The organism is Streptomyces sp. NPDC060031, from assembly GCF_042736805.1.
In the GTDB taxonomy this organism is placed as follows: domain Bacteria; phylum Actinomycetota; class Actinomycetes; order Streptomycetales; family Streptomycetaceae; genus Streptomyces.
In genome coordinates this window covers 36,220-46,720 of record NZ_JBHWVM010000064.1, presented here as the reverse complement: position 1 = coordinate 46,720, position 10,501 = coordinate 36,220, and the positions used below count along the sequence as shown (strand labels likewise).

12 protein-coding genes are annotated in these 10,501 nt (G+C 72.2%); 6 read left to right on the top strand and 6 right to left on the bottom strand.

The genetic code is table 11. The features are described from left to right. Positions 1–104 precede the first annotated feature (104 nt). From ACFWB8_RS25475 to ACFWB8_RS25455, 5 genes are read right to left on the bottom strand one after another with little or no spacing between them, the layout of a single operon-like run. A complete protein-coding gene (locus ACFWB8_RS25475; protein ID WP_385231453.1) occupies positions 105–1,025 on the bottom strand; it encodes a tyrosine-protein phosphatase in 921 nt (306 codons plus the stop codon). A 47-nt stretch (positions 1,026–1,072) separates the two neighbouring features. Next, positions 1,073–2,149: an NAD(P)H-dependent flavin oxidoreductase gene (locus ACFWB8_RS25470; protein WP_385231450.1), complete on the bottom strand. Its 1,077-nt coding sequence runs from the start codon at positions 2,147–2,149 to the stop codon at positions 1,073–1,075. 13 nt (positions 2,150–2,162) lie between these two features. Further along, complete coding sequence (locus tag ACFWB8_RS25465) at positions 2,163–2,906, bottom strand: CoA-transferase subunit beta (RefSeq protein ID WP_385231447.1); 744 nt, start codon at positions 2,904–2,906, stop codon at positions 2,163–2,165. Continuing rightward, complete coding sequence (locus ACFWB8_RS25460) at positions 2,903–3,754, bottom strand: CoA transferase subunit A (protein WP_385231444.1); 852 nt, start codon at positions 3,752–3,754, stop codon at positions 2,903–2,905. The genes ACFWB8_RS25465 and ACFWB8_RS25460 overlap by 4 nt, the downstream gene beginning before the upstream one ends. Further along, positions 3,751–4,506, bottom strand: coding sequence for an enoyl-CoA hydratase family protein (locus ACFWB8_RS25455; RefSeq protein ID WP_385231441.1), 756 nt, complete (start codon positions 4,504–4,506; stop codon positions 3,751–3,753). The genes ACFWB8_RS25460 and ACFWB8_RS25455 overlap by 4 nt, the downstream gene beginning before the upstream one ends. Before the next feature lie 56 nt (positions 4,507–4,562). Between ACFWB8_RS25455 and ACFWB8_RS25450 the strand changes: the two genes are divergently transcribed. The 3 genes from ACFWB8_RS25450 (at position 4,563) to ACFWB8_RS25440 (ending at position 6,585) form a co-directional block, all read left to right on the top strand. After that, complete coding sequence (locus ACFWB8_RS25450) at positions 4,563–5,327, top strand: SDR family oxidoreductase (protein WP_385231438.1); 765 nt, start codon at positions 4,563–4,565, stop codon at positions 5,325–5,327. A gap of 1 nt (position 5,328) precedes the next feature. Next, positions 5,329–6,237 (top strand): SDR family oxidoreductase, encoded by a 909-nt coding sequence (locus ACFWB8_RS25445; protein ID WP_385231435.1) that lies wholly within the window; start codon positions 5,329–5,331, stop codon positions 6,235–6,237. 219 nt (positions 6,238–6,456) lie between these two features. Continuing rightward, the gene (locus tag ACFWB8_RS25440) at positions 6,457–6,585 is read left to right on the top strand and encodes a hypothetical protein (protein WP_385231432.1); all 129 of its coding nucleotides are present in this window, start codon (positions 6,457–6,459) and stop codon (positions 6,583–6,585) included. 9 nt (positions 6,586–6,594) lie between these two features. On the opposite strand, the gene ACFWB8_RS25435 is transcribed toward ACFWB8_RS25440, so the two are convergent. Then, positions 6,595–7,278 (bottom strand): HAD family acid phosphatase, encoded by a 684-nt coding sequence (locus ACFWB8_RS25435; RefSeq protein ID WP_385231429.1) that lies wholly within the window; start codon positions 7,276–7,278, stop codon positions 6,595–6,597. 294 nt (positions 7,279–7,572) lie between these two features. On the opposite strand from ACFWB8_RS25435, the gene ACFWB8_RS25430 reads away from it, so the two are divergent. From ACFWB8_RS25430 to ACFWB8_RS25420, 3 genes are read left to right on the top strand one after another with little or no spacing between them, the layout of a single operon-like run. Next, positions 7,573–8,541 (top strand): ATP-binding cassette domain-containing protein, encoded by a 969-nt coding sequence (locus ACFWB8_RS25430; RefSeq protein ID WP_385231425.1) that lies wholly within the window; start codon positions 7,573–7,575, stop codon positions 8,539–8,541. Then, complete coding sequence (locus tag ACFWB8_RS25425; protein ID WP_385231422.1) at positions 8,538–9,341, top strand: ABC transporter permease; 804 nt, start codon at positions 8,538–8,540, stop codon at positions 9,339–9,341. The genes ACFWB8_RS25430 and ACFWB8_RS25425 overlap by 4 nt, the downstream gene beginning before the upstream one ends. Then, positions 9,338–10,141 carry an ABC transporter permease gene (locus ACFWB8_RS25420; protein ID WP_385231418.1) on the top strand — a complete coding sequence of 268 codons (804 nt, stop codon included), beginning with the start codon at positions 9,338–9,340 and terminating at the stop codon, positions 10,139–10,141. The genes ACFWB8_RS25425 and ACFWB8_RS25420 overlap by 4 nt, the downstream gene beginning before the upstream one ends. Positions 10,142–10,501 lie beyond the last annotated feature (360 nt).

Genomic DNA, 10,501 nt, shown 5'->3' with positions numbered 1-10,501 from the left:
GCCGGCCTGGGCCGCCGCCGTTCGGCCTGACGGCACGCGTTGTCGTACGGAACGCGGGGCAGCGCACACGCGCTGCCCGGCGTTCCGCATTTCCGGCGGGACGGTCAGCGGACCAGCTTGGCCTGCAGCTTCGCCAGGGTCCGCAGGTCCAGGCCGAGGCCGTCCGTCAGGTAGCCGTAGAAGCTGCCGTAGTCGGCCTCGATCTGCGCGGTCGCCGCGTCCAGGTAGTCCTGGCGGACCTCCTGGAGCGGGATCAGCAGGTCCGGGTTCTGCATCCGGCCGGACTGCTTCAGCCCGGCCCGCACCTGGGCGTCGTAGGCGCCGCGGAAGGTGTTCGACGCCAGGTAGTCCTGCGCGGCCGCGCCCTCGGGGACGGCCAGGGAGCGCAGCAGCACGTAGCTCAGCCACCCGGTCCGGTCCTTGCCGGAGGTGCAGTGGTACAGCAGCGGACCCTGCCCGGCGTCCGCGACCTCCCGCACGGTGGCCGCGAACTGCGCCCGGTTCTCGGCGCTGGTCACGAAGGTGCGGTAGATGTCGCGCATGTAGGCCTCGGCGCGGCCGCCGCCGAGCATCTGCTCCTGCTTCACGGGGTCGCCGGTGGCTATCGCCCCGACCAGGGTCCCGTACAGGCCGAGGTCGCTGATCGGGCGGGAGGTGGGGGCGAGTCCGGCCGGCAGCCGGTCGGCGCCGTCGTACTGGAGCTCCATCGGGATGCGGAAGTCGACGACCTTGGTGAGGCCCAGACCGGCGACGGTGGTGAGGTCCGCGGCGGTCAGCTTGCCCAGTGCGTCTGAGCGGTAGACCAGCCCCTGGCGGACCCGGCCGCCGGTGTACGTGCGGTAGCCGCCGAGGTCGCGGACGTTGACCGCGCCCTGGAGGGGGATCTGGCGGATCGTTTCCGCAGTCTGGACCTGATGCGCCTGGTGCCGGGCGGCCGGCGTCGCGTACGCGACGGTGGACGGAGCCCCGACGGCGAGGGCGGCGGCGAGCACCGCGGTCACCAGGCGGATTCTGACACTGCTCATCGGTGGCGACTCCTGGGGAGTGTGGGGAGGGTGGGGAGCAGGGGGATTCACCCTGCTGGTGGCAGGGTGCGGAGCGAGTGCAGCGCCCCGAGCGCGTCGAGTGCCTGTCGCGCCTCGGCCATGACGCGGGTGACGAGCTCCGCACAGGACGGCAGATCCTGGATCACGCCCGCGACCTGGCCCGATGCCATGACACCGAGGTCCGTACGGCCCTCGACCATGGACGCCTTGAGGAGCATCGGGGTGTTCGCGGCGAGCAGCACCTGGCTCCACGACAGGTCCTTGCCGTGCTTCATCGCCAGACCGTCCCGGACCATCTGCGACCAGGTCAGCCCGGAGAGCCTGCGGAAGCCGGCCGCGTGCCGCACCGCGCGGACCAGCGCCCCGGCGCGGCCCGACCGCTCCAAGGACTCGACCAGCTCGCTGCGCAGCATCCGGTGCGGCAGCCCGTCCACGGCCGTCGTCACCGTGACGTCCTTGACCGTGGCCTTGAGGTACTCGGCCTTGACCGCGTCCGGCACCGTGGAGTCGGACGTCAGCAGGAAACGCGTGCCCATCGCGATGCCCGCGGCCCCGTACGCCAGCGCCGCGACCAGACCGCGACCGTCGCTGAAGCCGCCCGCCGCGACCACCGGGATGTCCACCGCGTCCACCACCTGCGGCAGCAGCACCGTCGTGGCCACGTCCCCGGTGTGGCCGCCGCCCTCGCCGCCCTGCACGATCACCGCGTCGGCGCCCCAGGCCGCGACCTTCTCCGCGTGCCGCCGCGCCCCGATGGACGGGATCACGATCACGCCCGCGTCCTTGAGGCGTGCGATGAGCTCCCTGGACGGGGCGAGGGCGAAGGAGGCGACCCGTACGCCCTCGTCGATGATCAGCTGCGCGCGCTCGGCCGCGTCCCCGGCATCCGCGCGCAGGTTGACCCCGAAGGGGGCGTCCGTACGGGACTTGACCTCCTGGACCGCCGACCGCAGCTGCTCCATGGTCATCGTGGCCGAGGCCAGGATGCCGAGCGCGCCCGCGCCCGCCGCAGCGGACACCAGCCGGGGCCCGGCGACCCAGCCCATGCCCGTCTGCACGATCGGGTAGCGGGTCCCGACCAGCTTGGTGAATGCCGTCTCCATGGCCGCGGCCCCCTCAGACCCGTACTTCGCGGTCGCGCAGGCCCTTGGGGTCGATGACCTCGCGGATCAGCCGCAGCTCCGCGCCGGTCGGCTCGCGGGTGTACGGGACCTCGCCGGCGACGGAATCGACGGCCAGCTCGAAACCGGTGGCCGCCCGGACCTGATCGACGGTGACCCCCGGGTGCAGGGACGCGAGCCGCATGCTGTGGCCCGGGCCGGCGAAGTCGAAGACACCGAGATCGCTGACCACGCGCGGGAGCCGGTGGAAGCGGGTCACCCCGGCCGCCTCGGCGCGGTCGTGGCCCACGCCGCTGACCATGTCGACGCGCTCGACGAAGACCCGGGTGGAGTGCTTGGGGATCCAGTAGCTCACCGGGTTGTTGAGGGTGTTCACCGGCGCCCCGCGCACCCCCAGCAGCTGGCGCACCGGCTGCTCCCAGGCGCCGATGCAGGAGATGTTCTGGTTGCCGAACCGGTCGATCTGGCTGGCGCCCATCATCACGTGCCGCCGGCCGCCGGTGACCATCGTCAGGTGGCGCCGGTACGGGAGCCAGCCCTCGACCGTGCCGTCCAGCCCGACGAGCATGGCCTCGCCGTCGGTCAGCAGCAGATCGGGGGAGAAGGTCCGCTTGGCGAGCCGGGCCCCGAAGGAGGGGACCAGGCCCATCGGGCTGGCGAGCACCTCGCCGTTGTCGCGCCAGGCCTCGGCGCAGGCGATCACGCAGTACTCGGCTCGGGTGGCGGTCGCGGTGGTCACTGCTGCTCCTCGTGCCAGGTCCGGACGGCGGACTGGTAGTCGTGCTCGCTCCCGCCGGACAGGAAGCGGGCGGCGAACTCGGGCCAGGGGGTGGTCGCGTACAGCTTCTGGAAGGCCTCGTCGCGGTCGTAGTCGGGGGCGCAGGAGGTGAAGTGCGCGCCGTTCGGGGTCTCCACCACCCCGGTGACGGAGTGCCGGCTGATCAGGAGGGACTGCGGGGGGCCGGACTTGGAGAGCTCGGCGCTCTCCACGAGCTGCTCGCAGGAGACGTACGCGGCGTCGGCGGCCTCGCAGAACAGGTCGTCGAAGTACGGGTCCGGGCCCAGGTACTGGGCGTTGCCGAGCCGGTCGGCGCGGTTGAGGTGGACCAGGGCCGCATCCATGCGCAGGGCCGGGACGGCGACGAACTCCTCGCCGTCGGCGTAGGGGGAGGTGACGGTGCGCAGCTCGGGGTTGACCCGCATGACGTCGGAGCCGAGGCCGGCGCGGACGGGCAGGAAGGGCAGCCGGTTCACGGCGGCGTGCAGGCCCCACATGAACATGGCCTCGTCGAGCTCGGTGAGGGCGAAGGCGGCGCGCTCGCGGGCGGCCCGGAAATGCGGCTCCAGCGGGATGGAGTCCAGGGTCACGAAAGGGGCGACGAGCCTGCGGATGCGGCCCGCGGCCGCGAGCAGCCCGACGTCGGGGCCGCCGTACGAGACCACGGTGAGATCAGTGATCCCGGAGCGGAGCAGTGCCCTCACCAGGGCCATGGGCTTGCGCCGCGATCCCCAGCCGCCGATGCCCAGCGTCATTCCGCTGCGCAGCTGCCCGACCACCTCTTCGGGGGTCATCGTCTTGTCCGTCATGAGCTCTGTCCCTGTCCCTTCCCGAAGGTGTCGCGGACCCGGTCGGCCACCCCGCTGAGGTTGGCCTCGAAGGTGAAGCCCTGCTCGAAGCGGTAGCTGCGGCGCACGTCGACGGGGTCGATGCCGTTGATGGCCGCCTTGGCCAGCCGCAGCAGGTAGCCGTCCTTCTTCGCGATCTCGGCGGCCAGCTCCAGGGCGGCGGAGCGCAGCTCCGCGCGCGGGACCACCTTCCAGACCGAGCCGTGCGCGTGCAGTTCGGCGGCGGTGGCGGTGCGCGAGGTGTAGTAGAGGGTGCGCATCAGGTGCTGGGGGACCAGGCGGGCCAGGTGGGTGGCCGCGCCGAGCGCGCCCCGGTCCAGCTCGGGCAGGCCGAAGGTCGCGTCGTCGCTCGCCACGATCGCGTCGGCGTTGCCGACCAGGCCGATGCCGCCGCCCAGGCAGAACCCGTTCACGGCCGCGACGACCGGTACCTCGCACTCGTACACGGCGGCGAAGGCTTCGTAACAGCCGCGGTTGGCGCCGATGAGGGAGGCGTGGCCGGTGTCGCGCTGCATCTCCTTGATGTCGACGCCGGCGTTGAAGCCGCGGCCCTCGGACGCCAGGACCACGCACCGCACCTCGGGGTCGCGGCCGGCCGAGCGCAGCGCGTCGGCGAGGTCGTACCAGCCTTGTACGGGAAGCGCGTTGACGGGCGGGAAGTCGGCTGTGACGAGTGCGATGCCCTTGCCGGGGCTTGAGGTGGAGACACCCATGAGCGGATCAGCTACCTTTCCACCAAACATTTGTTAGGTGAGGAAGGTAGCAGCCGATGGAGCTCAACGGGAGGGTCGTCGTCGTCACCGGCGGAACCCGGGGCGTCGGCGCCGGGATAGCACGATCGTTCCTCGCGGCAGGGGCGCAGGTCGTGGTCTGCGCCCGGCGGCCGCCGGAAGATCCGGTCGAGGCGGAGGGCCGCAAAGCCTCCTTCGTGCCCCTCGACCTGCGCGATCCGGCCGCCGTACAGGACTTCTTCGAGGCGGTCGCGGCCCGCCACGGGCGGCTCGACTGCCTGGTGAACAACGCGGGCGGCACCCCGTACCGGCTGCTGGGGGAGAGCGGGGCGCAGCGGCACGCCCGGGTCGTCGAGCTCAACCTGGTCGCACCGATGACGGCCTCGCTGGCCGCCCGCCCCTGGCTGCGTGCGGCGGGCGGCTCGGTCGTGATGATCGGCAGCGTCAGCGGCACCCGGCCCTCCCCGGGCACGGCGGCGTACGGGGCGGCCAAGGCGGGACTGGAGAACCTGGCCCGCTCCATGGCCGTGGAGTGGGCCCCCGAGGTACGGGTGAACACGCTGGTCCTGGGCATGGTGCGGACCGAACTGGCCCACCTGCACTACGGCGACGAGGCGGGCGTCCTGGCGGTCGGTGCGACCGTCCCGCTGGGGCGGCTGGCCGACCCCTCCGACGTCGGCGCGGCGGCGGTCTTCCTCGCCTCCGACCGGGCGGCGTACGTGAGCGGGGCGAGCCTGCTGGTGCACGGGGGCGGGGAGCGCCCGGCGTTTTTGGATGCGGCAACCGTGAACAAGGAGAGCTGAGATGGGCATTGCCGAAGGCCGTGTGGTCATCGTGACGGGCGCGGGGCGGGGGCTGGGCCGGGCCCACGCCCTGGCCTTCGCCGCGGAGGGGGCGCGGGTCGTCGTCAACGACCTCGGTGTCGGCCTCGACGGGCTGCCGGGCCCCGACGACCCCGCGGAGCGGGTCGCCGCGGAGATCCGGGCGCTGGGCGGCGAGGCGGTGGCGCACGGCGGGGACATCGCGACGACCGGGGGTGCGGCCTCCCTCGTGGCGGCGGCCCTCGACGCGTACGGCCGGCTCGACACCCTGGTCAACAACGCGGGCTTCCTGCGCGACCGGATGCTCGTCAACCTCGACGAGGACGACTGGGACGCCGTCATGCGGGTCCACCTCAAGGGCCACTTCCTGCCGCTGAAGCACGCGGCCGCCTGGTGGCGGGCGGAGGCGAAGGCGGGCCGCCAGGTCGCGGCCCGGGTCGTCAACACCTCCTCCGGTGCCGGGCTGTCGGGCTCGGTCGGCCAGGGCAACTACAGCGCGGCCAAGGCCGGCATCCTCGGCATGACCCTGGTCGCGGCGGCCGAGATGGGCCGCTACGGGGTCCAGGTCAACGCCATCGCCCCGGCGGCGCGGACCCGGATGACGGAGCAGGCCTTCGCGGAGACGATGGCGGCGCCGGCCCCGGGGGCGTTCGACGCGATGGCCCCGGAGAACGTGTCGCCGCTGGTGGTGTGGCTCGGCTCGGAAGCCTCGGCCGGGGTCACCGGCCGGGTCTTCGAGGCGGAGGGCGGCCGGATCGCGGTGATGGAGGGCTGGCGTCCCGGCCCCACCGCCGACCGGGGCGCGCGGTGGACCCCCTCCGAGGCGGGGGAGGCCGCGGCGAAACTCCTCGCGGCCTCCGAGCCGCCGCAGCCGGTGTACGGGGCGAGCTAGCTCGTGGAGAGGGCCTGGTGCCGTGAACCCTTCCCGGCCGCCGCACTGGCCGGGCGGGGCAAAGGCGCCGGGCCCGGCCCCCTGGCGAGGGGTCGGGCCCGGATCCTTCACTCGTGCGATGGGGTATCACTACCCACGACATCCACTCGCTGAACCGCAGTCACCCCGCGATGTATGGAAGCGCGTGTTCCGGCCCGCCGGGCCGGGCACACCGCCCGTATGAGCAGTGGTGTGGTCCTGTTGCTGGTCTACATCGGGGGCATTGCCCTCTGGTTCCTGATCGAGGTCATCCGCCATCCCCCGCGGGACGGCGGCGAGGAGAACGACGGCGTGGCCGACGAGGTCTGAGGACGCCGGTCAGGAGAGCTTGCCGCCGTAGTCCGGGAGCTTGACGGTGCGTTCGGCGTGGCCGCCGACGAGGTCGCTCGCGTTGTTGCCGATGTTGGCGATGATCGTGTAGCCGCGCGCCTCGATCTCGGCCCGCTTGGCCGTCTTGTACGCGCTGACCTCGCCGAAGAGCGCGGGCAGGTCCCGCACGTACAGTCCCGAGACCGGGTAGCCGACGGCCTTGAGGTTGCGCTCGGTGAGGGAGTACACGATCCCCGGCCGGGCGGTGACGAAGAAGATCGCCACCCCGCGGTCGTTCGCGTACCGGGTCAGCTCGCGCACCTTGGAGATCGCCGGGGTCGGGGAGGTCCAGAACCAGTGGAAGTCCGTCTCCAGCGACGAGTTGTCGATGTCGAGGACGATCGCGGGCTTCTCGCCGGGCTGTGAGGAGGCGATGCGCTGCTCGATCGCGGGGCGGGCCGCGTCGATCACGGCGGCGACGTCACGCTGCCAGGTGGCGTAGTCGATGCCGAGGATCGCGGCGTTGCCGCCGGGCGCGGATGCCGAAGCGGACGCGGATACGGCGGGTGCGGCGGGTGCGGCGGCGGGGGCCGCCTGGGCGGCGGCGGCCGGGACCAGTGCCAGGACGGCGGCCGCGGCCGCCACCGCGGCGGCGGCGGTGCGGGTCGAACGGGTGCGGCGGGTGCTGCGCATGGGGGACGCTCCTCGGTCACGCATTGGCATGTACGCGACCACACTGGACAATCGCCGCCCCCATGTCTACTGGCTGGTAAGTAACTTTTCGTGGCCGGGCGGTGAATCCCCGCTACCGGAAGTCTCCATCGCGGCCGTGACGCCGTGACGCCGTGGCGCCGGGGTGCGGCTCGCCGCTCGAACCTCGATAGAGCGGGCGTGTATCGCAGCCGCCCGCCAGTAGATCGGCCGTCTATCGACGCCGGGCAATGTCTTCCTTGTCAGGGCAGCCGGCCAGGGAGGAGGCGGAACATCGTGAGCGTGATCGAAGTCGAAAACCTGCGCCGGGTGTATCCCGCGGTCAAGGGGATGCGTCGCAAGACGCCGGACCCGCTGGTGGCGCTCGACGGGGTCGACCTCATGGTCGGCCGCGGGGAGATCCACGGTCTGCTCGGCCCCAACGGGGCGGGGAAGACCACGCTGTGCAAGGTCCTGTCGACCGTGCTGCTTCCCACCTCCGGTACCGTCCGGGTGCTGGGCTACGACGTGGTGACGCAAGCCCGTGCGCTGCGGCCGCACTTCGGCATCGTTTTCGGTGGCGACCGCGGCCTGTACGGAAAGCTGACGGCGCGTCAAAACCTCAGCCATTGGGGAGCCCTCTACGGTCTGCGCGGCGGCCGGCTGGCCGAGCGGGTGGACCGGGTACTGGACCGGGTCGGTCTGACCGGGCGTGCCGATCAGCGGGCGGAGACCTTCTCGCGCGGCATGAAGCAGCGGCTCCACCTGGCCCGCGGCCTGGTGCACGAGCCCTCGGTCCTCTTCCTGGACGAGCCGACCACGGGCATGGACCCGGTGGCCGCCAGGGACTTCCGGACGCTGGTCCGGGAGCTTCGGGCGGACGGCCGGACGGTCCTGCTCACCACCCATGACATGGCGGAAGCGGAGGAGCTGTGCGATCAGGTGACGCTGATCGACGGCGGCCGCGTGGTGGCGAACGCCCAGCCCGGATCCCTGGCCGACTGGCTGGGCAGGTACGAGCGGGTCACCGCCCGTGGCGTGCCCGGCGAGATCCTGCCGCGGCTGCGTGAGCTGCCCGGGGTGGGAGACGTCCGTACACAGGAGGACGGGACGCTGGTCGTCGACGTCCGCGCCGCCGGAGCCGGCGGGCAGGTGCTGCGGCTGCTGCTCGACGCCGGGGTGACCTCGGTGGCGACCGCGCCGCCGAGCCTGGAGGAGTTCTACCTCCACCTGGTCGGCGACCGCGGAATGGCGGTGGCGGGTTGAGGCCTCGCGGACTTCCCGGACTTCCCGGACTGTCCAGAATCTATGGAGAGGGCTTTCGTCATCAGCTCCGGCTGACACGGAGGTCACTGGGGGACTTCCAGGTCCTCATCACGGTCCCGCTCTACACCGTGGTGCTCCTCTCCATGGCCGACCACGCCGGTCGTGTCGGGCTCATGCCCTACGCGGTGCTGGCACCGGCCTTCATCGCACAGTGGTCGATGGCCTTGTTCGTGGCGGGTGATCTGGTCAGCCAGGAACGGCAGTTGGGCACGCTGGAGGCCATCGTCGCGACACCGGCGTCGCTCGCCACGCTCATGGTGGGACGGATCTCGGCGATCGTCGCGGTCAGCCTGCTGGCCTTCGGTGAATCCGTCGTCGTGGCCCGGGTGCTGTTCGAGGTTCCGATCTCGGTGGGGCATCCGTGGATCCTGCTCGCCGGGATCGTGGCCGGAGCGTTCGCGATGGCCGGGACGGCCGGGACGATGGCGGCGCTGTTCGTCCTGGCCCGCTCGGCCCGGACCTTCCAGAACAGCCTGAGCTATCCGTTCTACCTGCTGGGCGGCATCCTCGTGCCCGTCGCCATGCTGCCGGACTGGCTCCAGCCGCTCAGCCGGCTCGTCTTCCTCTCCTGGGAGGCGGATCTGCTGCGGGCTTCGATGGCCACGGGCCCGGTGCACCACGTGCCCGAGCGGCTCGCGGCGATCGTCGCCCTGGGCGGGCTCGGATACGCGGTGACGATCCTGCTCATGCGGTCCGTACTGCGCCGGGTCCGTTCCCTCGGAACCCTGGGGTACGCATGAACGCCCTGGCCGGCCGGATGGCCGTGGTCCGCTACAGCGCGGCCAACGCCGCGGCGGACTTCGCGGCGAGCTACACCTGGTCCACCTGGCTGTTCGGCTGGGTCGCCCGGATGGCCTGTCAGGTGGTGTTCTTCACACTGGCCGGACGGGTGCTCGGCGACGGCAGCCAGGAGGAGTTCCTGCTGGTCGGGAACGGTCTGATGATCTGCGTCATCGAGGCCATGCAGGTGGTGGCGTCCACGACGTGGGAGCGGCGGGCAGGCACCATGCCGCTGCTGGTCGCCTCGCCGGCCGGACTCTTCTGGGTCTTCGTCGGGCGGAGTCTGCAGTGGCTCGTCAGCGGGACCGCGACGTCCTGCATCGCACTCGTGGCGATCGGCCCGTTCTTCGGAGTGGACTGGACACCACGGCAACTCCTGCTCCTCGTACCGCTGGTGGCCGCCACGGCCGGGGCCACCTACGGCCTGGGACTGTTCCTCGCCGCGTTCGTGCTGAGAGCCAGGGAGATGCGCAGCATCGTCTCCAACGTCGCCTACCTGGTGATGATGGCGATCTGCGGGGTGCAGGTGCCCACCGGCTACTGGCCGGGCTGGGTGCGGGCCATCGCCGATCTGCTGCCGCTCACCCACGGCCTGCGGGCGGTCCGTGCACTACGGGCCGACAGCACATGGTCCGAGCAGCTCGCCCCCGTGCTGCTCCTCGGACTGGTCGGGGCGGGATGGCTCGTGGCCGCCCGGCTGGCGTACGGCCTGTGGGTCGGCCGGGGCCGCAGGGACGGATCGATCGACTTCTCGTCCTGACCCCGCTGTTCCACGCACTCACGAACCGCCGAGCGGTTCCGCCCGCTGAATCGGGCCCGGAACCCTCAGGCCCCCTTGAACTTCCCTGCCGTCGCTGCGACGCGTTCCACGACGGCGGGGATGCCAGAAAGACCCCGAGCATCCGAAGGAGGTGAAAAGCATGAACCGCAACCACGCCGTTGGCCTGCGTCCGCGTCTGGACAAGGTCGTCATCAAGGCCGGCAAGTGAGCCACTGGTGCCGCGGGGGGGCCGGCCCCCCCCGCCCCCCCCCCCCCAATCCCCCCCCCGCACCGATGGGGGCCCCATGGCCCGCCCCGCCCAGAACCCGGGCGACCCGCCGGGGGCGGGGGGGCGCGCCG

Bases quoted from the DNA above. Each gene is read 5' to 3' on its own strand.
- ACFWB8_RS25470 (WP_385231450.1), bottom strand. From the start codon at position 2,149: ATGGAGACGGCATTCACCAAGCTGGTCGGGACCCGCTACCCGATCGTG.
- ACFWB8_RS25435 (WP_385231429.1), bottom strand. From the start codon at position 7,278: ATGCGCAGCACCCGCCGCACCCGTTCGACCCGCACCGCCGCCGCCGCG.
- ACFWB8_RS25450 (WP_385231438.1), top strand. From the start codon at position 4,563: ATGGAGCTCAACGGGAGGGTCGTCGTCGTCACCGGCGGAACCCGGGGC.
- ACFWB8_RS25440 (WP_385231432.1), top strand. From the start codon at position 6,457: ATGAGCAGTGGTGTGGTCCTGTTGCTGGTCTACATCGGGGGCATTGCC.
- ACFWB8_RS25445 (WP_385231435.1), top strand. From the start codon at position 5,329: ATGGGCATTGCCGAAGGCCGTGTGGTCATCGTGACGGGCGCGGGGCGG.
- ACFWB8_RS25455 (WP_385231441.1), bottom strand. From the start codon at position 4,506: ATGGGTGTCTCCACCTCAAGCCCCGGCAAGGGCATCGCACTCGTCACA.
- ACFWB8_RS25420 (WP_385231418.1), top strand. From the start codon at position 9,338: ATGAACGCCCTGGCCGGCCGGATGGCCGTGGTCCGCTACAGCGCGGCC.
- ACFWB8_RS25475 (WP_385231453.1), bottom strand. From the start codon at position 1,025: ATGAGCAGTGTCAGAATCCGCCTGGTGACCGCGGTGCTCGCCGCCGCC.
- ACFWB8_RS25460 (WP_385231444.1), bottom strand. From the start codon at position 3,754: ATGACGGACAAGACGATGACCCCCGAAGAGGTGGTCGGGCAGCTGCGC.